At 72.6% G+C, this 23,692-nt stretch carries 21 protein-coding genes and 6 pseudogenes; 23 read left to right on the top strand and 4 right to left on the bottom strand.

All coding sequences use genetic code 11. The annotated features are described in order from the left end of the window. Positions 1-41 precede the first annotated feature (41 nt). Positions 42-897 (bottom strand): annotated as a pseudogene (locus tag DEJ15_RS11720) (iron-sulfur binding domain-containing protein). 98 nt (positions 898-995) lie between these two features. Between DEJ15_RS11720 and DEJ15_RS11715 the strand changes: the two are divergent. The 5 genes from DEJ15_RS11715 (at position 996) to DEJ15_RS11695 (ending at position 4,417) form a co-directional block, all read left to right on the top strand. After that, on the top strand, positions 996-1,442 hold the full coding sequence (locus DEJ15_RS11715; RefSeq protein WP_110858047.1) for a hypothetical protein: 447 nt from the start codon (positions 996-998) through the stop codon (positions 1,440-1,442). Positions 1,443-1,527: 85 nt separating this feature from the next. Further along, positions 1,528-2,469, top strand: a complete 942-nt coding sequence (truB, locus tag DEJ15_RS11710) for a tRNA pseudouridine(55) synthase TruB (RefSeq protein ID WP_110825083.1) — start codon at positions 1,528-1,530, stop codon at positions 2,467-2,469. Beyond that, the gene (locus tag DEJ15_RS11705) at positions 2,466-2,831 is read left to right on the top strand and encodes a hypothetical protein (RefSeq protein ID WP_110825082.1); all 366 of its coding nucleotides are present in this window, start codon (positions 2,466-2,468) and stop codon (positions 2,829-2,831) included. The genes truB and DEJ15_RS11705 overlap by 4 nt, the downstream gene beginning before the upstream one ends. A gap of 81 nt (positions 2,832-2,912) precedes the next feature. After that, a complete protein-coding gene (locus DEJ15_RS11700; protein ID WP_258365880.1) occupies positions 2,913-3,437 on the top strand; it encodes a hypothetical protein in 525 nt (174 codons plus the stop codon). A gap of 17 nt (positions 3,438-3,454) precedes the next feature. After that, the gene (locus DEJ15_RS11695; protein WP_110825081.1) at positions 3,455-4,417 is read left to right on the top strand and encodes a bifunctional riboflavin kinase/FAD synthetase; all 963 of its coding nucleotides are present in this window, start codon (positions 3,455-3,457) and stop codon (positions 4,415-4,417) included. Positions 4,418-4,486: 69 nt separating this feature from the next. Here DEJ15_RS11695 and DEJ15_RS11690 read toward each other — a convergent pair whose 3' ends face one another. The 3 genes from DEJ15_RS11690 to DEJ15_RS11680 form a co-directional block, all read right to left on the bottom strand. Further along, positions 4,487-5,719, bottom strand: a complete 1,233-nt coding sequence (locus DEJ15_RS11690; protein WP_110825080.1) for a DUF349 domain-containing protein — start codon at positions 5,717-5,719, stop codon at positions 4,487-4,489. Between the two features lie 113 nt (positions 5,720-5,832). Further along, a complete protein-coding gene (locus DEJ15_RS11685; RefSeq protein ID WP_284175018.1) occupies positions 5,833-6,108 on the bottom strand; it encodes a peptidylprolyl isomerase in 276 nt (91 codons plus the stop codon). Positions 6,109-6,374: 266 nt separating this feature from the next. Further along, positions 6,375-6,644, bottom strand: a complete 270-nt coding sequence (locus tag DEJ15_RS11680; RefSeq protein ID WP_284175017.1) for a hypothetical protein — start codon at positions 6,642-6,644, stop codon at positions 6,375-6,377. Positions 6,645-6,784: 140 nt separating this feature from the next. On the opposite strand from DEJ15_RS11680, the pseudogene DEJ15_RS11675 reads away from it, so the two are divergent. From DEJ15_RS11675 to DEJ15_RS19555, 18 genes and pseudogenes are all read left to right on the top strand, one after another. After that, positions 6,785-8,151, top strand: a pseudogene (locus DEJ15_RS11675) (replication-associated recombination protein A). Positions 8,152-8,435: 284 nt separating this feature from the next. After that, positions 8,436-9,065, top strand: a complete 630-nt coding sequence (gene rpsD, locus DEJ15_RS11670) for a 30S ribosomal protein S4 (RefSeq protein ID WP_110825077.1) — start codon at positions 8,436-8,438, stop codon at positions 9,063-9,065. Between the two features lie 169 nt (positions 9,066-9,234). Beyond that, positions 9,235-9,432, top strand: coding sequence for a hypothetical protein (locus tag DEJ15_RS11665; RefSeq protein ID WP_110825076.1), 198 nt, complete (start codon positions 9,235-9,237; stop codon positions 9,430-9,432). Between the two features lie 115 nt (positions 9,433-9,547). Beyond that, positions 9,548-12,207, top strand: a pseudogene (gene alaS, locus DEJ15_RS11660) (alanine--tRNA ligase). 2 nt (positions 12,208-12,209) lie between these two features. Then, a pseudogene (gene ruvX / locus DEJ15_RS11655) lies at positions 12,210-12,554 on the top strand (Holliday junction resolvase RuvX); the annotation flags it as partial. 176 nt (positions 12,555-12,730) lie between these two features. Then, positions 12,731-13,519: a hypothetical protein gene (locus tag DEJ15_RS11650; RefSeq protein ID WP_284176315.1), complete on the top strand. Its 789-nt coding sequence runs from the start codon at positions 12,731-12,733 to the stop codon at positions 13,517-13,519. Continuing rightward, the gene (gene mltG / locus DEJ15_RS11645; protein ID WP_284176200.1) at positions 13,416-14,435 is read left to right on the top strand and encodes an endolytic transglycosylase MltG; all 1,020 of its coding nucleotides are present in this window, start codon (positions 13,416-13,418) and stop codon (positions 14,433-14,435) included. Before DEJ15_RS11650 ends, mltG begins: the two co-directional genes overlap by 104 nt. Positions 14,436-14,491: 56 nt before the next feature. After that, positions 14,492-15,712, top strand: coding sequence for a chorismate synthase (aroC, locus tag DEJ15_RS11640; protein WP_110825072.1), 1,221 nt, complete (start codon positions 14,492-14,494; stop codon positions 15,710-15,712). A 72-nt stretch (positions 15,713-15,784) separates the two neighbouring features. Continuing rightward, a complete protein-coding gene (locus DEJ15_RS11635) occupies positions 15,785-16,057 on the top strand; it encodes a shikimate kinase (protein WP_284175016.1) in 273 nt (90 codons plus the stop codon). Next, entirely contained in the window at positions 16,014-16,298 is a 285-nt protein-coding gene (locus DEJ15_RS11630) for a hypothetical protein (protein WP_349814701.1), read from the top strand. Before DEJ15_RS11635 ends, DEJ15_RS11630 begins: the two co-directional genes overlap by 44 nt. Next, on the top strand, positions 16,295-17,392 hold the full coding sequence (aroB, locus tag DEJ15_RS11625; protein ID WP_375232115.1) for a 3-dehydroquinate synthase: 1,098 nt from the start codon (positions 16,295-16,297) through the stop codon (positions 17,390-17,392). The genes DEJ15_RS11630 and aroB overlap by 4 nt, the downstream gene beginning before the upstream one ends. Before the next feature lie 57 nt (positions 17,393-17,449). Beyond that, entirely contained in the window at positions 17,450-19,141 is a 1,692-nt protein-coding gene (locus tag DEJ15_RS11620; RefSeq protein ID WP_110825071.1) for an ABC1 kinase family protein, read from the top strand. Between the two features lie 99 nt (positions 19,142-19,240). Next, a complete protein-coding gene (efp, locus tag DEJ15_RS11615) occupies positions 19,241-19,801 on the top strand; it encodes an elongation factor P (RefSeq protein WP_110825070.1) in 561 nt (186 codons plus the stop codon). 11 nt (positions 19,802-19,812) lie between these two features. Beyond that, complete coding sequence (gene nusB, locus DEJ15_RS11610) at positions 19,813-20,265, top strand: transcription antitermination factor NusB (protein WP_110825069.1); 453 nt, start codon at positions 19,813-19,815, stop codon at positions 20,263-20,265. A 77-nt stretch (positions 20,266-20,342) separates the two neighbouring features. Further along, positions 20,343-20,912 carry a bifunctional pyr operon transcriptional regulator/uracil phosphoribosyltransferase PyrR gene (gene pyrR, locus DEJ15_RS11605; RefSeq protein ID WP_110825068.1) on the top strand — a complete coding sequence of 190 codons (570 nt, stop codon included), beginning with the start codon at positions 20,343-20,345 and terminating at the stop codon, positions 20,910-20,912. After that, positions 20,909-21,868 carry an aspartate carbamoyltransferase catalytic subunit gene (locus DEJ15_RS11600; protein ID WP_110825067.1) on the top strand — a complete coding sequence of 320 codons (960 nt, stop codon included), beginning with the start codon at positions 20,909-20,911 and terminating at the stop codon, positions 21,866-21,868. Before pyrR ends, DEJ15_RS11600 begins: the two co-directional genes overlap by 4 nt. Then, a pseudogene (locus DEJ15_RS11595) lies at positions 21,865-23,221 on the top strand (dihydroorotase). The gene DEJ15_RS11600 and the pseudogene DEJ15_RS11595 overlap by 4 nt, the downstream one beginning before the upstream one ends. Beyond that, a pseudogene (locus DEJ15_RS19555) lies at positions 23,218-23,658 on the top strand (PH-like domain-containing protein); the annotation flags it as partial. The pseudogenes DEJ15_RS11595 and DEJ15_RS19555, both read left to right, overlap by 4 nt. Positions 23,659-23,692 lie beyond the last annotated feature (34 nt).

Below are 23,692 nucleotides of genomic sequence, written 5' to 3'. Positions count from 1 at the left end.
GGAGCGCCCGTCACCGGTCGGTGGCGGGCGCTCCGTGCGTCTCAGCCACGTGGCAGCCGGTACCCCTCGGCATCGTCGCCCTCGGCCAGTCCGTCGCGCAGCAGCGAGGCGAGCGCCCGGTCCCGCTGCTCGGCGTCCGGCCAGACCAGCGCGATCTCGTCCGTCGTGACCGGCACGTCGCTGGCGCGCAGTTCCGCCATGAGCAGGCCCCGCACCTGACGGTCGCTGCCGGCGAAGCGCGCCTGCTTCGGTGCGCGTGGGCCGTCGTGGTCCGGGTACCCGGCGGCCCGCCAGGCGCAGCGGTCGGCGATCGGGCACGCGTCGCACGCCGGCGCCCGGGCGACGCAGACGAGCGCCCCGAGTTCCATGACGGCCGCGTTCGTGGCGGCCGCGGCGTCGCGCTCGACCGGGAGCACGGACTCCATGAGCGGCAGGTCCTGCTTCGCCTTGGCCGGTCCGGGCTCGCCCTGCCCGAGCACGGCCCGGGCGAGCACCCGCCGCACGTTCACGTCCACGACAGGGTGCCGGTCGCCGTACGCGAACACCGCGACCGCGCGGGCCGTGTAGTCGCCGATGCCGGGCAGGGCCAGGAGCTCGTCGACGTCCCGCGGCACGACGTTCCCGTGTCGTTCCGCGATGGCGGTGGCCGCCGCGTGCAGCGCCAGCGCACGGCGCGGGTACCCGAGCCGGTCCCAGGCCCGTACGGCCTCCGCGGGCGGCGACGCCGCGAGGTCCGCGGGGGTCGGCCAGCGCGTGAGCCACGCCTCCAGCCGGGGGGACGACGCGGGCGACCTGCGTCTGCTGCAGCATGACCTCGCTCACCAGCGTGCCCCATGCCGGGAACCCGGGCCGCCGCCAGGGCAGGTCGCGCGCCTCCCGGCGGAACCAGTCGAGCACGGGGGGACAGGAAGGCGGATCGCGTGTGGAGGCCGGTGTCGTCCACCGACGGACTGGAGGCTCGGCCCGCGTTCACCACGACAGCCTACGGTGGTGGCATGGCACGCTGGGCACCGCAGGAGACCGACACGATGGCCGCGATCGCGAGCGAGGTGATCGCGCAGGTCGGGACGAACCGCACCGTGGTCGCCGTCGACGGACAGGACGGCCTCGACCTCGAACGTGTGGCGGCTGCACTCGTCGCCGGCTTCGAGCGGCACGGCGTCCACGCGATGGCGGCCGCTGCTCCCTCGACCGACGCCGACACGCTCCGCGCCGACCTCGTGACCCCGTTCCGGACCACCGGCGCGGGCGACGGCGTGCTCGTCGTGCACGGAGCCGGGCTCCTCGCGCCGGGGACACGGTCGCTGTGGCGCTGGTCCCTCTGGGTGGAGCAGGAGGCCGGGCGGCTCGAGCGCCGAGCGGACGTGAAGATCGCCGCATCGGCCGTGCTCGACGTGACCGACCCCGAGCACCCGCGCCGCGAGTGGAACGACGCCTGCTGAGCCCGCCGCGACCGGTGGGCCGTCCGGGTCGCACGTCGGGACGAGCGGACGCGACGGCGGGCGGTCCCGCTGCTACGCTGCTGCGGTGCTCGTGACCCCGCCCGACGGCATCATCCTCGTCGACAAGCCGCAGGGCATCTCGAGCCACCGCGTGGTCTCGATCGCCCGCCGACGACTCGGCCTCAAGAAGATCGGCCACGCGGGCACCCTCGACCCGATGGCGACCGGGCTGCTCCTGCTCGGCGTCGGCCCCTCCACCCGGCTCCTGACGCACCTGGTCGGACTGGGCAAGACCTACACGGCGACGATCCGGCTCGGCGTCGGCACCGACTCGGACGACGCCGACGGCGAGCCGGTGTCGTCGGTCGGTGCGGCTGCGGACAGCGTCTCGGACCAGGCGATCGAGGCCGCCGTCGCCGCGCTCCGCGGTCCGATCGACCAGGTCCCGTCCACCGTCAGCGCCATCAAGGTCGACGGGCGCCGGGCCTACGACCTGGCCCGCAAGGGTGAAGCGGTCACACTCCGCGCCCGGCGCGTGACCGTCGACCGGTTCGAGGTCCTCGGCCGGGTCGACCGGGTCGTGTCGGTCGACGGAGCCGACGTCTCCGTCATCGACCTCGACGTCGTCGTGTCCTGCTCGTCCGGCACCTACATCCGGGCACTCGCCCGTGACGTCGGCGTCACGCTCGGCACCGGCGCACACCTCACCGCGCTCCGTCGGACCGTCGTCGGTCCCTTCACGGTCGACGACGCCGTCGACCTCGAGGACGACGCCGTGGACGTCCACGGGGCGCTCGCCCGACCGGCGGACGTGGCACGGCGACTCTTCCCGGTCGTGCAGCTGGACGGGCACCAGGCGAAGGACCTGGGTGACGGCAAGCGGATCAGCGTCGAGCACCCGGACTCGGAGGGACCCGTGGCCGCCATCGCCACCGGTGGGGACCGACTCGTCGGGCTCGTCGCCGTCCGCCGCGGACAGCTCCGCGTCATCACGAACTTCCCCACAGCGGCAGGAGCGAACGCGTGATCGAGTGGTTCATGTGGGTGCAGTTCGCGATCGCCTGCGTCATCGGGGTGGCGGCCGTCGTCCTCGGCCTCGTCGGCCGGAAGCCGGACGACGCCACCGTCGGCGCACTGGCCCTCGTCGAGCTCCTGCTCCTGGTCCAGTTCGTGGTGGCGCTCATCGCCCCGGCCGTCGGCAACCCGCCGCAGGGCAACGTGCTCGAGTTCTGGGTCTACGCCGTCTCGGTGGTCCTGGTACCGCCCGCCACCATCGTCTGGGCCCTCATCGACCGCACGCGCTGGAGCACCGTCGTGCTCGGCGCCGGTGCGTTCACCGCCGCGGTCATGGTGTACCGGATGTACCAGATCTGGTTCGCGCTGAACTGACGGGAACGGTGCTGCACGCGACGGCCGTGCTCCCCGCGTCACCGTGCCCGGGTGTCCCGGGTGGTCGGTAGGATCGGTGCAATGGCGACCAAGTCCTCTGCAGGTGGATCCTCCTCGGCGAGCACCGCGGCCGAGCGCACCTCGGCACCGAGGGTGTCCTCGTTGGCCACCGGTGTCGGCCGGGTCCTCATCGCGGTCTACGGCATCCTCGCCCTGGCCGCCACCGGTCGGAGCGTCGTGCAGATCGCGGAGGACTTCTCCTTCGCGCCGTTCTCGTACACGCTGAGCGCCATCGCCGCCGTGGTCTACATCCTCGCCATGGTCGCCCTCATCGTGCCCGGCCGGACCTGGTACCGGGTGGCCTGCGTGACCATCGTCTTCGAGATGACCGGCGTGCTCGTCGTCGGGACGCTCTCGCTGCTCGACCGCCAGCTGTTCCCGGACCTGACGATCTGGTCCTACTACGGCATGGGGTACGCGTTCGCGCCGCTCGTGCTGCCGATCGCGGGCCTGTGGTGGCTCCGGAAGCACCACCGCGCAGCCCTCGAGCGCGGCACGACGCCCGCAGCGGCCGCCGCGGACCAGCACCTCGGGTCCGCCGAGTGACGGGGAGGGACGCCAGCATGCAGTTCTACGACGACCCGGCAGCCGTGCCGACGGACTTCGGCCCGAGTGCCGTCACCATCGGCAAGTTCGACGGTGTGCACGTCGGGCACCGCGCCGTGATCGCCCACCTCGAGCAGGCGGCCCGCGCGCGCGGTCTCACCTCGACCGTCGTCACCTTCGACCAGCACCCGCTCAACGTGATCGACCCGCAGCGGGTGCCGCCGCCGCTGACGAGCACGGCACAGCGGCGCGAACTCCTCGCGGACGTCGGCGTCGACGCCACCCTCCTGCTCCGGTTCGACCCCGAACTGCAGGCGAAGTCCGCCGAGTCGTTCGTGTCGGAGATCCTCGTGGGCACGCTGCACGCGCGTCTGGTGTTCGTCGGGAGCGACTTCCGGTTCGGGGCACACGGTGCCGGGGACGTCGCCCTGCTCCGGGAGCTCGGTGAGCGGCACGGGTTCCTCGTCGAGCTCATCGACGACGTCGGCCTGGTCGACGACGTCCGTCCCGCGGGAGAGCGACGCGTGTCCTCCACCTGGATCCGCGAACTCCTCGGCGTCGGTCGCGTCGCCGAGGCCGCACGGTTGCTCGGCCGCGAGCACGCCGTCCGGAGCACGGTCGTGCGGGGCAACCAGCGAGGGCGCGAGATGGGCTACCCCACCGCGAACCTCGACCCGCACTGCGAGGGATTCGTCCCGGCCGACGGGGTGTACGCCGCGCGCGTCGTGTACGACGGGGTGACGTACCCGGCCGCTGTGTCGGTCGGCAACAACCCGACGTTCGAGGGCGTCCCGGAGAAGCAGATCGAGGCGCACCTGCTCGACGTGGACATCGACCTGTACGACGAGACGATCTCGGTGCTGTTCGTCGCCTACGTCCGCGGGATGGTCGCCTTCGGTGGGATGGACGAGCTCGCCGCGCAGATGCGCCAGGACGACCTCGCCATCCGGGCGTTGCTGGGCATGCCCGTCTCCGCCTGACGGGACGTGACAGACGGATGCCCCGTGGCCGATCGGCCACGGGGCATCCGTCCGTCGTCGGTCGAGCGCTCAGCCGCCCAGCGCGTCGAGCCAGATCTTGCGGGCGTCGAGCGCTTCGCGTGCGTCCTTGATCCGGCGCGCGTCCCCGCTCGCCTCGGCGTCGGCGAGCTCGCCCTCGAGCTTCGCGATCGCGCCCTCGAGCTGGCTCGCGAGCCCGGTCTGCCGTGCCTTGCGCTCCGGGTCGGACTGCTTCCAGTGCTGGTCCTCGAGGCCACGGACGTGGTCCTCCACCGCGCGGATGCGGTCCTCGACGCGGCGGACGTCGGCGCGCGGGACGCGGCCGATCTCGTCCCAGCGACGCTGGACGTCCGTCAGCGCCTTGCGTGCCGCAGCGCGGTCCTGCATCTGCAGGATCGGTTCTGCCTCGGTGAGCAACGCCAGCTTCGCCTCGAGGTTCGCCGAGTACTCCTCGTTCTCGGCGGACGCCTCGGCGTGCCGCTGTTCGAAGAGGACGTCGCCGGCGGCCTTGAAGCGAGCCCAGAGCGCGTCGTCGTGACGCTTGCCGGCGCGCCCGGCACCCTTCCACTCGTCCAACAGCTGGCGGTACGCGGGGATCGCGTCCGAGCCGCGCGGTGCGAGCGCCTCGGCCTGCTGCACGAGTTCCTGCTTGCGGGCTCGGGCATCGCGGTGCTGCGAGTCCAGCTCCGAGTAGAAGGCGCGTCGGTGCTGGTCGACCGTCGAGCGCGCGGTCCGGAACCGCTTCCACAGGTCGTTCGCGTCGTTCTTCGGGATGCGCGGGCCGTCGTGCTGGTGCTGCTGCCAGCGGGCGAAGACGTCGTCGAGCTGCGCGGTCACCTGCTTCCACTGCGCCCGGGCGGGGTCGACCGCGGCGAGTGCCTCGGCCTCCTCCACCAGCGCGGTGCGGTACGCGAGCGCCTCGGTCAGGGCCTGCTGCGCCTGCGCGGCCTGCTCCTTGGTCAGGGAGCCCACCTGGTCGGTGAGTGCGCCGATGCGGTCCTCGAGCGACTTGATGTCCCCGACGACCCGCGCGTCCGCCACCAGGCTCCGCAGGTGCTCGACGGTGCGGGCGACGTCACCGGCCGACGCGCCGCCCTTGACGCGCTGCTCGGCGATCTTCACCTGGCCCTCGAGATCGGCGTACTTCCGGGCGAAGTAGGCGAGGGCTTCCTCGGCGGACGCGTCCGGGTACTCGCCGACGACCCGTTCCGAGTCCTCGTACCGGACGTAGACCGTCCCGCTCTCGTCGACCCTGCCCCAGGTCGTTGCTTCGTCAGATGCCACAGGTCTCGCCTCGATCGTGGTCGTGCATCACCGACGTCGCCGTCGGCACGGTCAGGTCGTCAGCCTATTGCACGGTCGGGCCGTGCGACGGGCGTGTGCGCTTTCGCCGTGGACTACTTCTCCCGGGCGATCGTGGCGCCGGTGATCTCCGTCGGCACCTCCGGCTTCCCGGAGCCGTCGGCGCCGGGGTCCGCGATGCCCTTCGACGTCACCTGCGACACGAGGTCCGACAGGCCGCTCGTGACCTTCCCGACGACCGTGTACCCACCCGACGAGGGGTCGAGCGTGGTGTCGTCCGTCACGATGAAGAACTGCGTGGTCTGTGACGCGGGCGACGACCCGCGGGCGATGGCGATGGTGCCCGCCGCGTACCGGCCGTCCTCGGGCACGTTCTCGAGCGGACCGTACTGGAAGCCGGCGTCCCCCCGTGCCGTCCCCGTTCGCGGACCCGCACTGCAGGAAGTGGAAGTCGTCGCTGTCGGCGAGGCGGTGGCAGGTCGTGCCCTGGTAGAACCGCTTGCGGATGAGGTCGATCTCGACGCTGGTGGCCTGCGGTGCCGCTGCGCCGTCGAGCTCGATGCCGAGCCGGACGTCGTCGTTGAGCGTCAGGGAGCCGGTCCAGGTCGACCCCGCCGCGATGTCCTTGCTCGGCACGTCACCGGTGCCCGCCGCGGTCGCGCTGGGTGACGGCGTGGGGGGTGGCGGTGCCGGTCGCGCTGGCCGACGCGGTGGCGCGGTCGTCGTCCTGCGTCGCCGCGTACACCAACTGGGAACCGGTCGCGAGCGCGGCGACCAGCACGAGGGCCCCGGCCCAGACGACGTCGTCGCGGACCCGACGACGTCGCTGACGCTCGTGGAGGCCCTGTCTGGCCTGGTAGAGACGGAGTCGCTCGCGGGCTTCACGGCTCTGGTTCTTCGGTGCCACGGTGCTCTTCTGACCTCTCGTCGCGGTGTCGGTTGCGAGCGTACCGGGTCGCCCCCCTCGGGCCCGGGTCGGTGCCGTGCGGTGGCGAGCACGTCGGTGTGGACGCCTACCATCGAGGCATGGCACCAGACCGCTCGGGGATGAACGCGCCGACGACGGGTGGGCGGGCCGGTCTCGCGCAGGGTTCCGTGCCGCTGGCGGTCCGCATGCGTCCGACGAGCCTGGACGAGGTGGCGGGACAGCAGCACCTGCTCGGTCGCGGGTCCCCGCTCGTGCAGCTGGCGACGGGCACGCGGGAGCACCCGGGCGGGGTCTCCGTGATCCTCTGGGGTCCCCCCGGGCACCGGCAAGACGACCCTCGCGCAGGCGATCGCCCGGCAGTCCGGCCGTGAGTTCGTCGAGCTCTCCGCCGTGACCGCCGGCGTCAAGGACGTGCGCGAGGTCATGGAGAAGGCCCTCGCGCACCGGGACCTCTACGGCTCGACGACGGTGCTGTTCCTCGACGAGATCCACCGCTTCAGCAAGGCGCAGCAGGACGCCCTGTTGCCCGGTGTCGAGAACGGCTGGGTCATCCTCATCGCCGCGACGACCGAGAACCCGTCCTTCTCCGTCATCTCGCCGCTCCTGTCCCGGTCGCTCCTGCTCACCCTGAAGCCGTTGACCGACGCCGACCTGGGCATGCTCGTGGACCGCGCGGTGGAGGACGCACGCGGCCTCGGCGGCGCCGTGGTCCTCGGCGACGAAGCCCGCGCCGCGATCGTCCGGCTCGCGTCGGGGGGACGCCCGCCGGGCCCTGACCGCGCTCGAGGCAGCCGCGGCGTCGGCGGTCGCCGGCCAGGACGACGACGAGCGCGAGGACGGCACGGCACCGGTCGTGGACGCCGAGACGGTCGCGGCCGCGGTCGACCGTGCACTGCTCCGCTACGACCGGGCCGGCGACGAGCACTACGACGTCATCAGCGCGTTCATCAAGTCGGTGCGGGGGGAGCGACGTCGACGCCGCACTGCACTACCTCGCCCGGATGATCGAGGCGGGGGGAGGACCCGCGGTTCATCGCCCGCCGGATCATCATCTCGGCGTCGGAGGACATCGGCATGGCCGATCCGCAGGCCCTGCCGATCGCGGTCGCCGCGGCGCAGGCCGTGCAGCTGATCGGCATGCCGGAGGGGCGGATCCCGCTCGCCGAGGCCGTCGTCTACCTCGCGACCGCGCCGAAGTCGAACGCGGCGTACAACGGTGTGAACCAGGCGATCGCCGACGTCAAGGCCGGGCGGATGGGCGTCGTGCCGAACCACCTCCGGGACGCGCACTACGCCGGGGCGAAGCGGCTCGGGCACGGCAAGGGGTACGTGTACTCGCACGACGCCGAGCACGGCGTCGCCACCCAGCAGTACCTGCCGGACGCCATCGACGGCACCGAGTACTACACACCGACGGCGAACGGGTTCGAGCGCGAGATCGGCCCCCCGGCTCGACCGCCTGCGCGGCATCATCCGCGGCGACTGAACGCCGACGCGCCGACACCGGATGGAGGCTGTGCGCGGGGCCGTCGTGCTGCTATCGTTGACGGGCCTACGTCCTGGTCCTCGCGTGCGGCTGCGTCGAGGACACAGTGCCGGAGCGGTCGGACCACCTCGTGTGGTCCAACAGCCCGGCACGGGGGCAGAGGTTCGGACTGTAGCCGTCCGATCCCACAGGCTCATCCCTCTGGATCCCGTCACGGGGTCCGTCGGTGCGTGCGCGCTCCGAGACCCGTGACATCTTCAGTTCAGTACAGAGAAAAGGACCCTGTGTCTACCAAGTCCCGCACCCGCAGCAAGACCCGCCTCTCGCGCGCGCTCGGCATCCCGCTGACGCCGAAGGCGGCCCGTTACCTCGAGAAGCGCCCCTACGGGCCCGGTGAGCACGGCCGCACGCGCCGTCGTGCGGACAGCGACTACGCCGTCCGTCTCCGTGAGAAGCAGCGTCTGCGCGCCCAGTACGGCATCCGCGAGAAGCAGCTCCGCATCGTCTTCGAAGAGGCCCGCAAGTCGGCCGGTCTGACCGGTGAGAACCTCGTCGAGCTCCTCGAGACCCGCCTGGACGCCCTCGTGCTCCGTGCCGGCTTCGCCCGGACGACCGCGCAGGCCCGCCAGCTGATCGTGCACCGTCACATCCTCGTCGACGGCAAGCTCGTCGACCGTCCCTCCTTCCGCGTCAAGGAGGGCCAGCTGATCCACGTCAAGCAGCGCTCCGAGTCGCTCGAGCCCTTCCAGGTCGCCGCTGCCGGTGGTCACCAGGAAGTCCTCCCGAAGGTCCCGGGCTACCTGGACGTCGAGATCGACAAGCTCCAGGCGCGCCTGGTCCGTCGTCCGAAGCGCGCCGAGGTCCCCGTGACCTGTGAAGTGCAGCTCGTCGTCGAGTACTACGCAGCCCGCTGACCCCAGCGTCGGTGGCAACGGCGGGTCGTCCTCTCCGGAGGGCGGCCCGCCGTTCTGCGTTCCCGGGCCCCGCGGGCGCGCAGACCGTGCCGTCGCGGGACCCGGGCCGTCGGGGTGCCGCGATACGCTTGTCGGACGCGCGCTCCGGCGTGCGCGAGAGGGAGGCACCGTGAAGCAGCTGTTCTTCGTCGCCGTCGGCGTGGTCATCGGGTTCGTCGCCGCACAGCGCGTCAGCCGGACGCCCTCCGCCGCGCACCTCCTCGCCCAGGTCGACGCCCGGGCGAAGGCCTTCACGGGCGCCGTGGCCGAGGGGTACCGCTCGCGCGAGGCCGAGCTGCGTCCCACCGGCCACGGCGTCGACGACTGACGCCCTCCCACACCACCGCACCGTCCCCTCAGCCGCACCGTCCCCTCAGGACGCGCGGTCCCGTTCCACCGGCCCCGAGCCTCCCGTCCCCGCCACACGCCCTACAGGAAGCACCATGCAGACCGCAGAGATCCGCCGCCGTTGGCTCCAGTTCTTCGGTGACCGCGGCCACACCGTCGTCCCGTCCGCGTCGCTCGTCTCGGACGACCCGTCGCTGCTGTTCACGGTGGCCGGCATGGTGCCGTTCATCCCGTACCTGACCGGGCTCATCCCGGCGCCGTACCCCCCGTGCCACGAGCGTGCAGAAGTGCATCCGCACGAACGACATCGAAGAGGTCGGCAAGACCCCCCCGGCACGGCACGTTCTTCCAGATGAACGGCAACTTCTCGTTCGGGGACTACTTCAAGGAGCAGGCGATCCAGTACGCCTGGCAGTTCCTGACGGACCCGGAGTCCGACGGCGGGCTCGGGTTCTCCGCCGACGACCTCTGGGTGACCGTGTACGAAGAGGACGACGAGGCGATCGCGTTCTGGAAGCGCCACTCGACGCTGCCCGACGACCGCATCCAGAAGCTCGGCAAGGACACGAACTACTGGTCCACCGGCCAGCCCGGGCCGGCCGGGCCCTGCTCGGAGATCTTCTTCGACCGCGGTCCCGAGTACGGCGTCGACGGCGGTCCGGCCACCGACGACGACCGCTACGTCGAGATCTGGAACCTGGTCTTCATGCAGTACCAGATCGCCGACGTGCGGTCGAAGGTCGACTTCGAGATCACCGGCGAGCTGCCGAGCAAGAACATCGACACCGGCATGGGGCTCGAGCGCGTCGCCTTCATCAAGCAGGGCGTCGACAACATGTACGAGATCGACCAGGTCCGCCCGGTGCTCGACAAGGCTGCCGAGGTCTCCGGACGGCGCTACGGTGCCGACCACGAGGACGACGTCCGGATGCGCATCGTCGCGGACCACGTGCGGTCGGCGCTCATGCTCATCACCGACGGCGTCACGCCGTCGAACGAGGGCCGCGGGTACATCCTCCGTCGGCTGCTCCGTCGCACGGTCCGTGCGATGCGCCTGCTCGGCGTCGAGGGCGCGACCTTCCCGCAGCTCTTCCCGGCCTCCCGCGACGCCATGCGCGACGCCTACCCGGAGGTCGGTGAGCAGTACGACCGCATCGCCCGCATCGCCTACGCCGAGGAGGAGACCTTCCTCCGCACGCTCGCACAGGGCACGACGATCCTCGACGTCGCGGTCGACCGAGCCAAGCAGGACGGCCGGCAGGCGATCGGCGGCGACACCGCGTTCCTGCTGCACGACACCTTCGGGTTCCCCATCGACCTGACCATGGAGATGGCGGAGGAGGCCGGCGTCCACGTCGACCGCTCCGCCTTCGAGACGCTCATGTCGGAGCAGCGCGCCCGCGCGAAGGCCGACGCCAAGAGCAAGAAGACCGCGCTCGCGGACCTCAGCGTCTACAGCGCCTTCCGGGCCGCGGGTGAGACCGTGTTCCTCGGCTACGACGCCCTCCAGGCCGAGAGCCGCGTGCTCGGCCTCATCGTCGACGGGCGCAGCGTCGACCGCGCGGTCGCCGGGGACATCGCCGAGGTCATCCTGGGCGAGACGTCGCTGTACGCCGAGTCCGGTGGGCAGGACGCCGACCAGGGCTCGATCGTCGGCAACGGGTTCGACCTCGAGGTCCTCGACGTGCAGCGCCCGGTCTCCGGGCTGTGGAGCCACACGGTGCAGGTGCGTTCGGGCGAGGTCGGCGTGGGCGACCCCGCCACCACGGTCGTGGACGCCGAGTACCGCCGCGGCGCGACGCAGGCGCACTCGGCGACGCACCTCGTGAACGCGGCGCTCCGGGACGTGCTCGGTCCGGAGGCGCTCCAGGCCGGCTCGTACAACAAGGCCGGCTACATGCGCCTGGACTTCTCCTGGAGCCAGCCGGTGTCGCTCGAGACCCGCTCCGAGATCGAGGAGGTCGTGAACACGGCGATCCGCTCCGACCTCGAGGTGTCGACCCGCATCCTGCCGATCGACGAGGCGAAGGCACTCGGCGCGCAGGCGCTGTTCGGCGAGAAGTACGGCGCCGAGGTCCGCATGGTCGACATCGGCGGCCCGTGGTCCCGCGAGCTCTGCGGTGGCATCCACGTCGCGTCGAGCGCGCAGGTCGGCCTCGTCAACCTCGTCGGCGAGGCGAGCGTCGGATCGACGAACCGCCGCGTCGAGGCGCTCGTCGGACTCGAGGGCTTCCGCGAGCTCGCCGTGGAGCGGACGATCGTCTCGCAGCTCTCGAGCGCCCTCAAGGCACAGCGTGACGACCTGCCGGGCCGCGTGCAGGCGCTGCTCGAGGACCTCAAGACCGCACAGAAGCGGATCGCCGAGTTCGAGTCGGCGAACCTGCAGCAGCGCGTGCCGTCGATCGCCCGCACGGCCCAGCGCACCGGGAGCGTCTCGGTCGTCGCGCAGGTGGTCGAGGGGCTGACGTCGAGCGACGACCTCCGCTCCCTCGCCACCGGCGTCCGCGGTCAGCTCGGCTCGGATGCGGCCGTCGTGGTCCTCGGCGCCGTCGTCGGCGGGAAGCCCGTCGTGATCGTCGCCACGAACGACGCGGCCCGCGCCGCGGGCGTGCAGGCCGGCCCCCTCGCGAAGGAGGCCGCCGGCGTGCTCGGTGGTGGCGGCGGCGGCAAGCCGGACCTGGCGCAGGGCGGCGGGACCGACGCGTCGGCCCTCCCCGCTGCGCTCCGTGCGGTGACCGACCGCATCGCGGCCTGATCGTGGCGATCCGCTCCGGGCGGCGGCTCGGCGTCGACGTCGGCCGTGCCCGGATCGGGGTCGCGGTGTGCGACCGCGACGGTCTGCTCGCGACCCCGGTGGCGACCGTGCGACGGGACGACTCGTCCGACCTCCGACGGATCCTGGCGATCGCGGAGGAGTACGACGTGCTCGAGGTCGTCGTCGGGCTCCCGCTGTCGATGTCGGGCGGGGAGACCGCCTCCACCGCCGACGCGCGCGACTTCGCCGGCCGCATCGCCGCGCACCGGCCGGTCCGGCTCGTGGACGAGCGACTCTCCACCGTCACCGCCCAGCGGGGCCTGCACCAGGCCGGCAAGAACACGAAGAAGTCGCGCGCCGTGATCGACCAAGCGGCCGCTGTTATCATTCTGCAACATGCGCTCGACCACGAGCGCGCATCCGGCGCCCCACCCGGGGCCGAGCTCCCCCTGATCGGCTGCCCTCCCGACGTCGCACCCGCGGCCCGGAGCCGCGGAGTTCCCGACCGAGAGACCGAGGACCGTTGGCAGACGATCTGGACTGGAACGCGATCATCGCGACCGGCAACGACGCCGAGCGCCGTGAGCGCACCGGGACCCCGACGGACGGCTCCGGCCAGAGCAGCGGCCACGCGCCGCTCTCGCGCCGAGCCGCCCGTGCGGCACGAGAGCGACAGGAGGCCGCGTCGGCGGCGACGCAGCGCGATCAGCCGACAGCGGCACCGGCCGAGCAGTCGGCGGGCGAGCCCGGGAGGCCCGGCCCGCGTCGCAGCGTCGGCACCGCCCCGGCGGGTGACGACGTCCACCCCGACGTGCACGCCCTGCTCGGCGGCACCCTGCACAGCGGTCACGTGCCGGCTGCCGCCGGTCGAGGAACGCGCGACGAGGCGGACGACGAGACCCCGGTCCGCCGTCGCGGGACCTGGCAAGGGGTCGGCGCCGACGACGGCGTCGCTCCTGCCGCACGCACCGTCGCAGCAGCTCCGGTCGGGTCCACCGGCACGGGCAGCGGCGCCACGGACGACGACGCGTCCGGTGCCGACGGATCCGGTGGCGACGGGCCCCGCGGCGGTGCCGGACGCGGTGGCGCGGGCGGGGACGACGGCGGCCGACGGGGCGGACGCGGGGGGAGCCTCCCGTCCGCCGCGGGACGACCGTCCCGCCCGTCGCAAGGGTCCGCTCATCGCGGGGATCGTCATCGTCGCGCTGGTGCTCGCCGCCGCCGGCGGTGCCTACGCGTTCGCCGCACCGAAGGTCCAGGCGGTGATGAGCGCGATCTCCGGCGCGAAGGAGACCGACGACTACACCGGTGACGGCACCTCGAAGGTGACCATCACGATCAAGGAGGGCGACATCGGCGAGGACGTCGCCGCCACGTTGCAACGCAGCGGCGTGGTGAAGACCTCGAGCGCGTTCTACGAACTGCTGCTCGCGTCGCCCGAGGTCCAGTTCCAGCCGGGCTCCTACGCGCTCAAGAAGAAGATGAGCTCGAAGGCCGCGCTCTCGGCGCTGCAGGACAAGGCGAACCGCGTCGAGGACCCGTCACTCGTCATCCCGGAGGGGACGGCCCTGCAGGACATCGAGGCCGGCATGGTCTCGAAGGCCGGCCTGAGCAAGGCCGAGGTCGCCGCCGCGGCGGAGGACGTCTCGGCGTACGGTCTCCCGGCGGGCGTCACGACCCTCGAGGGCTGGCTGTTCCCGGCGACCTACCCGATCAAGCCCGACTGGACCGCGAAGCAGTACTTCCAGGCCATGGTCGACACGATGAAGCAGCGGCTCGAGAAGGCCGGCGTCGCCGAGGCCGACCAGGAGCGCGTCGTGGTGTTCGCCTCGCTCGTGCAGAAGGAGGCCGGTCTCGCCGCGGACTACCCGAAGGTGGCGCGGGTGTTCCAGAACCGGCTGGACGACGGCATGCGGCTGCAGTCCGACGCGACCGTCGCCTACGGCACCGGGAACACGCACACCGTGACGACCACGGACGCCGAGCGTGCGGACGCGTCGAACGAGTACAACACCTACCAGCACGACGGACTGCCGCCGGCGCCGATCTCGAACCCCGGTGACATCGCGATCGACGCGGTCGTGCACCAGGCGACGGGCAACTGGCTGTACTTCGTCACGGTCGACCTCGAGACCGGCGAGACCGTGTTCTCGGACACGTACGACCAGCACCTCGTCGCGGTCGAGCGCTTCCGCAGCTGGCTGCGGGCGCACCCGGAGTACCAGTAGTCCCTCCCGCAGCGCACGGCACGTCGCACGGCCGTGCGCTGTGGGAGGATGGCTCCATGCTTCGTTGGTTGACCGCTGGAGAGTCCCACGGACCCGAACTCATCGCCATGATGGAAGGCCTCCCGGCCGGCGTCCCGGTGTCGTACGAGTCCATCCGCGCCGACCTCGCGCGCCGCAAGCTCGGCTACGGCCGTGGGTCCCGCATGAAGTTCGAGCAGGACGAGCTGCACCTGTCCGGTGGCGTCCGCCACGGTCTCTCGATGGGCAGCCCGATCGCGATCCGCATCGGCAACACCGAGTGGCCGAAGTGGGTCGAGGTGATGAACCCCGAGCCCGTCGAGCAGACCGACGCCTCCCGCGGCCGCGGTGCCCCGCTGACGCGCCCGCGCCCCGGGCACGCGGACCTGGTCGGGATGCAGAAGTACGGCTTCGACGAGGCCCGACCGATCCTCGAGCGCGCGTCCGCCCGTGAGACCGCGGCCCGGGTCGCGCTCGGCGCCGTGGCGAAGTCCTTCCTCGCCGAACTCGGGATGACCTCGGTCGCGCACACGCTGCAGGTCGGTACGGTCCGCGTGCCAGAGGACGCCGCACTGCCCGTGCCCGCCGACGTCGACCGCCTCGACGACGACCAGCTCCGCTGCGCCGACCCCGCGACCTCCGCCCGCATGGTGACCGAGGTCGAGGCCGCGAAGAAGGACGGCGACACCCTCGGCGGCGTGGTCGAGGTGCTCTTCTACGGGGTCCCGCCGGGACTCGGGTCGCACGTGCAGTGGGACCGTCGGCTCGACGCGCGCCTGGCAGCGGCGATCATGGGCATCCAGGCGATCAAGGGCGTCGAGGTCGGTGACGGCTTCGCGACCGCGGCCCGCCGCGGGTCCGCCGCGCACGACGAACTGCAGCGCGCCGACGGTGCGATCGTGCGCACGAGCGACCGTGCGGGCGGCACCGAGGGCGGCATGTCCACCGGTACGGTCCTCCGCGTCCGTGCCGCGATGAAGCCGATCGCCACCGTCCCGCACGCGCTGCAGACCATCGACGTCGCGACGGGCGAGGATGCGAGTGCGCACCACCAGCGCTCCGACGTCTGCGCGGTGCCGGCGTCCGGCGTCGTCGCCGAGGCGATGGTGGCCCTGGTGCTCGCCGACGCCGTGCTCGAGAAGTTCGGCGGTGACAGCGTGGCCGAGACGAAGCGGAACCTCGAGGGCTACCTCGCCGCGATCCCGGAGACGCTCCGGACGCGCCGGAGCGACCCGACCGCGCCGACGCCAGCACGGTGAACGTGGCCGTGCCCCGGCCTGTGGTCGTCATCGGACCGATGGGCGCGGGGGAAGTCGAGCGTCGGCCGCCGGGTGGCCAAGGCACTCGGCGTCCCGTTCACCGACACCGACCGGGTGATCGCCCGCGAGCACGGCCCGATCCCGCGGCTGTTCGCCGAGCGCGGCGAGCCCGTGTTCCGCGAGCTCGAGGCCGAGGCGGTCCGACGAGCGGTCGAGACGGGTGGCGTCGTGTCCCTCGGCGGGGGGAGCCGTCATGCACGAGGGCACGCGCGCGGCGATCGCGGACGCGCACGTCGTCCTGTTGACCGTCTCGGCCGAGGCGGTCGCGCCCCGGATCCTCGGTAGCGACCGGCCGCTCATCGCGACCGGCGGCATCACGGCGTGGCAGTCGATCCTCGACGAGCGGGCACCGACGTACGAGCGGCTGGCCGACCTGGTGCTCGACACCTCGCGGCGGCCGATGTCCCGCGTGGCGGAGGACGTCGTCGCGTGGGTCCGGCGCACGGCACCGTCGAGCGCCCGGACCGATGGCCGGACCGACGGCCGACCCAGCAGCCCCACCACCTCCGACGAAGGAGCACCGTGACCGAGTCGACCCTGCCCGAGGGCACCACCGAGATCCGCGTCGGCGGCGACGACGGCTACGTCGTCGCGGTCGGGAACGGCCTGCTCGGGGCCGTCCCCGCGTTGCTCGGCCCGCGCGTCGCCAAGGTCCTCATCGTGCACGCACCGACACTCGGGGCCCGGGCCGAGGACCTCCGGCAGTTGCTCGTCGACGCGGGGCTCGAGGCCCTCATCGCGGAGGTCCCCGACGCCGAGGCCGCGAAGCGGATCGAGGTCGCCTCGTTCTGCTGGCAGGTCATGGGCCAGTCCGACTTCACCCGCACCGACGCCGTGATCGGGCTCGGCGGCGGCGCCGTCACCGACCTCGCCGGGTTCGTCGCCGCCACGTGGCTGCGCGGCGTGCCGTACCTGTCGATGCCCACCACGGTGCTCGGCATGGTCGACGCGAGCGTCGGCGGCAAGACCGGCATCAACACGAACGAGGGCAAGAACCTCGTCGGCGCCTTCGCCGCCCCGCGCGCGGTGGTCGCCGACCTGGACCTCCTCCGGACCCTGCCGCGGAACGAGGTCCTCGCGGGCTTCGCCGAGATCGTCAAGGCCGGCTTCATCGCGGTCCCGGAGATCCTCGACGTCATCGAGGCGGACGTCGATCGCGTCACCGACCCGACGACGCCCGAGTTCCGTCGCGTCGTCGAACTCGCGATCGGTCTCAAGGCGCAGGTCGTGTCGGACGACTTCACGGAGCAGGGCCGTCGCGAGGTGCTCAACTACGGGCACACCCTCGGTCACGCGATCGAGCACGCCGAGCGGTACCAGTGGCGACACGGCGCTGCGGTCTCCGTCGGGATGGTCTTCGCCGCCGAACTCGCACGCCTGACCGGGCACTTGGACGACGCCACCGTGGACCGACACCGGGCGGTGCTGGACTCGCTCTCGCTCCCCACCACCTACCCGCTCGGACGGTGGCAGAGCCTCCTCGCGACCATGCGTCGGGACAAGAAGGCACGCGCCGGCATGCTCCGGTTCATCATCCTCGACGGGATCGGCAAGCCGGTGACGCTCGAGGGCCCGGAGGACCACCTGCTCTTCACCGCATACCAGGAGGTCGGCGCCTGAGGTCCGACGGGTCCCGGCACCCCGGTCCGCCCCAGGCCCACGGAGCAGACTGAGGACGTGCCGAACCCGCCCCGTCTCAGCGACTTCTCCACCCAGCAGCGTCCGGACGCGGGGACCGCCCGCGGTCGGGCCCGTCGGTTCGCCGAGGTGCTCGGGATCGCACGGCGCCACGGGCTCCTGCCGATCCGTCGGCTCGACTTCTCGCGGGAGCCGGCCACGGCCGACCTCCGCCGGGACCAGGCCGACCACCTGCGCCTGGCGCTCGAGGAGGCCGGCGGTGGCTTCGTGAAGATGGGCCAGGTCTTGTCCACACGCGACGACCTGCTGCCCGACGAGTGGACGGAGCGCCTCGCGCTCCTGCAGGGGAGCGTGCGTCCCGCCGCGCCCGACGAGGTCGCCGCGCTGCTCGAGGCCGAGCTCGGCGCGCCGGTGGCCGGGGTGTTCGCGTCCTTCGACCCGGAGCCCGTCGCCGCGGCCTCCATCGCGCAGGTGCACCGCGCACGGCTCGCCGACGGCACCGCGGTCGCGGTCAAGGTGCAGCGGCCGGGCATCGACGCCGCGGTCCGGCGGGACGTCGACATCGCCCTGCGGCTCGTGCGCTTCCTGACCCGGACGTCCGCGCAGGCGCGGCAGCTCGGCGTGGTCGAGGTGGCCGAGCAGTACGGCGCCGACCTCGTCCGACAGGTCGACTTCACCGCGGAGCTGCGGAACCTCGAGTCGCTCCGCGCGGCCCAGGCCCGGAGCGCGCGTCCCGACGAGGTGCGGTTCCCGGAGCCGTACCGCGACCTGTCGACGCGACGCGTGCTCGTGATGGAGTTCCTGGAGGGCGACACGCTCAGCGCGATCCGAGCCGAGCGCTCGGACCGCGACCTCGACGAGCCGATGCGCTCGGTCCTCCGCGCGTTCCTCCGTCAGGTCGTCTTCGACGGCGTCTACCACGCGGACCTGCACCCGGGGAACGTCCTGCTCCTGCCCGACGGACGGCCCGCGCTCATCGACTTCGGATCGGTCGGGAGGCTCGACCCGGGTCTCCGGGACACGGTCCAGGAACTGCTCGCCGCCTACCTGCAGGACGACACCTCACGCATCGCGGACGCGGTCCTCCGGATGGCGCCGGTCCGCGACCCCGAGGACGAAGCGGACTTCCGGCGCGACATGGCGCGGTTCGTCGCCGAGGAACTCGGTCCGGGCGCGCGGATCGGCGTCGAGACGGTGGACGACGCGGTCGAGGTGTTCGGTCGCTACCGGCTGCGTGCTCCGGCCGACTTCGTGGCGGCCGCCCGCGCGCTGGCGATCTTCGAGGGGACGCTCCGCACGCTCGCGCCGTCGTTCGACCTGCTCGAGGAGTCGCGCGGCCTCGCGGCGGAGCAGATCCGCGACCAGCTCCGGCCCGCCGCGGTGCGGAGCGTCCTCGTCCGCGAGCTCTTCGGGCTGGTGACCTCGGCGCGGCGGCTGCCGCGCCGCATCGACAAGATCACCGAGGCGGTCGAGGCGGGGCGGCTGTCGGTGAACATCCGGCTGCTCAGCGACCGGCGTGACCGCCAGACCGTCTCCGGCATGATCCGCCGGGTGTTGCTCGTGCTCCTGGGAGCCGGGGCGGGCCTCCTGGCCGTGGTCTACCTGGCCGCGCCGGCCCGGCCGACGGCCGTGATCAGCACGCTCGTGGCCGGGGCGTTGCTCGGCGGCACCTGTGTCGTGCTGCTCGCGTGGGCGGCCGTCGACGCGTGGCTGGCGCGGAGACGGCAGTAGGCCGGCGGTCCGGTCCCGGCACGCCGGGCCCCGTCCGCTACACTCGTCCGGGGCTCCACGAGCCTGGACACCTTCACAACACCATCGAACGGAAGACCCATGGCGAGTACCACTGACATCAAGAACGGCGCCGTTCTCATCATCGACGGGCAGCTCTGGTCGGTCGTCGAGTTCCAGCACGTGAAGCCGGGCAAGGGCGGCGCCTTCGTGCGCACCAAGCTCAAGCAGGTCGTCTCCGGCAAGGTCGTCGACCGCACCTTCAACGCCGGCGCGAAGATCGAGACCGCCACGGTGGACCGTCGCGACTTCCAGTACCTCTACGAGGACGGCGACTCGTACGTCTTCATGGACCAGGACACCTACGACCAGGTCAACGTCCCGGCGGCCGTCGTCGGTGACGCGCGCAACTTCCTGCTCGAGTCCGCGCAGGTCACCATCGCGATGAACGAGGGCAACCCGCTCTACGTCGAGCTCCCGACCTCGATCGTCACCACGATCGAGACCGAGCCCGGCCTGCAGGGCGACCGCTCCTCCGGCGGCACGAAGCCGGCGACGATCGTCACGGGGTACCAGATCCAGGTCCCGCTCTTCCTCGAGTCCGGCACCAAGGTCAAGGTCGACACCCGCGACGGCAACTACCTCGGCCGCGTCAACGACTAGGCGCTGACCGTATGAGTGCTCGTTCGAAGGCCCGCAAGCGCGCCCTCGACATGCTGTACGTGGCCGAGGTGCGCGAGCTGCCGATCGCGGACGTCCTCGCGACCGAGACGGTCCGCCACCTCGACCAGCCGGAGCGCGCCTCCAGCTGGGACTACGCGCGGCAGATCGTGACGGGCGTCGACGAGGCCCGGTACGAGATCGACGGCGTCATCTCCGACCACGCGCAGGGCTGGGCGATCGCCCGGATGCCGGTCCTCGACCGCTGCATCCTGCGCATGGGCGTGTGGGAGATCCGGTTCAACCCGGAGGTCCCGGACGCCGTGGCGATCGCGGAGGCCGTCGAGCTCGCCCAGTCGCTGTCCACCGACGACTCGGCCGGCTTCGTGAACGGCGTCCTCGGCGCCGTCGCGGAGGGCCGTGGACCGTCCGGTCGGACTGTCGCGGAGGACCGGGAGTCCCGCTAGGCTCGAACGCAACCAGCATCCTTTGATGCCGTCCAGTGAGGCGGGGGTCGTCCAGAGAGACGAGGAAGGAGGTCGGCGTGGGCACCAGAACGGTCCTGCAGCAGTCCGACATCACGCGTGCCCTGACACGCATCTCACACGAGATCCTCGAGGCCAACCACGGCGGCTCGGACCTCGTGCTGCTCGGCATCCCGACCCGCGGGGCCGTCCTCGCCGAGCGCCTGGGTCGGGTCCTCGCCGACATCGAGCCCGGGTGGGAGTCCGCGTCCGGCGGCATCGGCACCGAGCGCGTCGGAGCACTCGACGTGACGATGTACCGCGACGACCTCGGTCGGGGCATCGGTCGGTCCCCGCACCGGACGGTCATCCCCGCCGGCGGCGTCGACGGCAAGGTCGTCGTCCTCGTCGACGACGTCCTCTACTCCGGCCGGACGGTCCGCGCGGCGCTCGACGCCCTGCAGGGCATCGGCCGCCCACGCGCCGTCCGCCTGGCGGTCCTCGTCGACCGGGGCCACCGCGAGCTGCCGATCCGGGCCGACCACGTCGGCAAGAACCTGCCGACCGCGGGCGACGAGCGGGTCTCGCTGCACCTGACCGAGACCGACGGCGTCGACGAGGTCGTCATCGAGCAGGGCGGTGCGGCATGAGGCACCTGCTCTCGACCGCGGACCTGTCGCGGGAGGAAGCCGTCCGCATCCTCGACGTCGCCGAGGAGATGGCGGAGGTGAACACGCGCGAGGTCCGGAAGCTGCCGGCGCTGCGCGGCCGGACGGTCGTCAACCTGTTCTTCGAGGACTCGACCCGCACGCGGATCTCGTTCGAGGCGGCCGCCAAGCGCCTCTCCGCGGACGTCATCAACTTCGCCGCGAAGGGCTCGAGCGTCTCGAAGGGCGAGTCGCTCAAGGACACCGTGCAGACCCTCGACGCGATGGGCATCGACGGCATCGTCATCCGCCACGGGGCGTCCGGCGCCCCGCGCGTCCTGGCCGAGGCCGACTGGATCGATGTGCCGGTCGTGAACGCCGGCGACGGTACCCACGAGCACCCCACGCAGGCGCTCCTCGACGCGTTCACGATGCGCCGCCGGCTGCACGGCACGGCGAGCCGCGGGCAGGGCCTCGACGGCGTCCGCGTGCTCATCGTCGGCGACGTCCTGCACAGCCGCGTGGCCCGCAGCAACGCCTGGCTGCTCCGGACCCTCGGCGCCCACGTCACGTTCGCCGCGCCGCCGACGCTGCTGCCCGCGGTGGACCGCCCCTTCGGTGCCGCGGTCCAGCACGACCTCGACGCCGCACTGGCCGAGGACCCGGACGTCGTGATGACCCTGCGCATCCAGCAGGAGCGGATGAACGACGCCTTCTTCCCGAACCCGCGCGAGTACACCCGCCACTTCGGGCTCACCGCCGCGCGCTTCGCCCGGCTGCCCGAGCGCACGCTCGTGATGCACCCCGGCCCGATGAACCGCGGGCTCGAGATCGCCGGCGTGGCCGCCGACGACGCCCGCTCCACCGTGGTCGAGCAGGTCGCGAACGGCGTCTCGGTCCGGATGGCCGTGCTCTACCTCGCCCTCACCGGTGACCACCAGAAGGAGACCGTCGCATGACCGCACACCTCATCCGCGGCGCGCAGCTGGTCGACGGCACCCGGGCCGACATCCGCCTGGAGGGTCGGCTCGTCACCGCGGTCGGGTCCGGTCTCGACACGGCCGGTGCCACGGTCGTCGACGCCGACGGGCTGCTCGCCCTGCCCGGTCTCGTCGACCTGCACACCCACCTCCGCGAACCCGGCCACGAGGAGTCCGAGACCGTGCTGTCCGGCTCACGGGCCGCCGCCGCCGGCGGGTTCACCGCGGTCAACGCGATGGCGAACTCCTCGCCGGTCGCCGACACCGCCGGGGTGGTCGAGCAGGTGCAGGCGCTCGGGGACGACGCCGGCTACGTCACGGTCCGGCCGATCGGCGCCGTGTCGCAGGGCCTGCAGGGCACGCACCTGTCCGAGATCGGCGCGATGGCGACCTCGCGCGCGGCCGTCCGGGTGTTCTCCGACGACGGCTCGTGCGTCGCCGACCCGCTGCTCATGCGGCGCGCGCTCGAGTACATCAAGGGCTTCGGCGGGGTGCTCGCGCAGCACGCCCAGGAACCCCGTCTGACCATCGGCGCGCAGATGAACGAGGGCCGGCTGTCCTCCGAGCTCGGCCTCGCCGGATGGCCCGCCGTGGCCGAGGAGTCGATCATCGCGCGCGACGTCCTGCTCGCCGACCACGTCGGTGCCCGGCTGCACGTCTGCCACGTCTCGACTGCGGGCAGCGTCGAGGTGATCCATTGGGCCAAGTCCCGCGGGATCGACGTGACGGCGGAGGTCACCCCGCACCACCTCGTCCTGACCGAGGACCTCATCGCGGGCCACGACGGTGCGCCCGGGTACGACGCCCGCTACAAGGTCAACCCGCCCCTCCGCAGTCGTGAGGACGTCGACGCGCTCCGCGCGGCCCTCGCCGACGGCACGATCGACATCGTCGCCACCGACCACGCGCCGCACCCGGCCGAGGCGAAGCACTGCGAGTGGCCGGCCGCCGCGAACGGGATGGTCGGGCTCGAGTCGGCGCTCAGCGTCGTGCACGCCGCCGTGGTGGCCGACGGTCGCCTCGACTGGGCCGACGTCGCCCGGGTGCTCTCGAGCGCGCCGGCCCGGATCGGCCAGGTCGCCGGCCACGGGCACGCGATCGCCGAGGGGGGCACCGGCCGAGGTCACGTTGTACGACCCGGCCGCCGTGCGCACGTTCTCGGTCGACGACCTGCACGGACAGTCGCAGAACTCGCCGTACCTCGGCATGCGCCTGCCCGGCCGGGTGGTCGCCACGTTCCACCACGGCATGCCCACCGTCCTCGACGGTGAACTGCTCGACGCCGGGACGGTCGCGGCACGGGCCGCGCACGAGCGGGCGGCGACCGCATGAGCGGTGACACGGCGCGCTGGCTGCTCGGCGGGGTGATCCTGCTCGCGGTGGCGGCGCTGTTCGTCGTGATGGCCCGCACGTGGCGGACGCGCAGCCGACGGCAGGCGGAGGCCGTGCCTCCCGTCCCGGTCCCAGCGGACCCCGGGCCCGTGGTCGGGTCGTGGGACGGGTTCACCGTCGCGACGACCCGCGCCGACGAGCCGCTCGAACGCATCACGGCCGGCGGCCTCGGGTTCCGCGGCCGCGGCGGTGTGACGGTCCACCGGTCCGGCGTCGTGCTGCACCACGCCGGCACGGACGACCGCTGGATCGCCCGGAGCGCGGTGCGCGGTGCCGACCGGGCCACGTGGGCCATCGACCGGGTGGTCGAGCCCGGGGGACTGGTCCGACTGCGATGGACGGCGACCGGCGCCGCAGCTGCGACGGACCTCGACACCTACTTCCGGTTCCCCCCAGGGCGACGCGGACGCG

Origin of the sequence: Curtobacterium sp. MCJR17_043 (assembly GCF_003224315.2) — a bacterium.
Classification (GTDB): domain Bacteria; phylum Actinomycetota; class Actinomycetes; order Actinomycetales; family Microbacteriaceae; genus Curtobacterium.
Note: the sequence above shows the minus strand (reverse complement) of the source record. Positions and strands in the feature narration are given on the sequence as shown.

What these genes read in the sequence shown, in the direction of transcription:
- DEJ15_RS11715 (WP_110858047.1), top strand. Translation starts at nt 996, where the DNA reads ATGGCACGCTGGGCACCGCAGGAGACCGACACGATGGCCGCGATCGCG.
- DEJ15_RS11700 (WP_258365880.1), top strand. Translation starts at nt 2,913, where the DNA reads ATGGCGACCAAGTCCTCTGCAGGTGGATCCTCCTCGGCGAGCACCGCG.
- DEJ15_RS11695 (WP_110825081.1), top strand. Translation starts at nt 3,455, where the DNA reads ATGCAGTTCTACGACGACCCGGCAGCCGTGCCGACGGACTTCGGCCCG.
- aroC (WP_110825072.1), top strand. Translation starts at nt 14,492, where the DNA reads ATGCTTCGTTGGTTGACCGCTGGAGAGTCCCACGGACCCGAACTCATC.
- efp (WP_110825070.1), top strand. Translation starts at nt 19,241, where the DNA reads ATGGCGAGTACCACTGACATCAAGAACGGCGCCGTTCTCATCATCGAC.
- nusB (WP_110825069.1), top strand. Translation starts at nt 19,813, where the DNA reads ATGAGTGCTCGTTCGAAGGCCCGCAAGCGCGCCCTCGACATGCTGTAC.
- DEJ15_RS11600 (WP_110825067.1), top strand. Translation starts at nt 20,909, where the DNA reads ATGAGGCACCTGCTCTCGACCGCGGACCTGTCGCGGGAGGAAGCCGTC.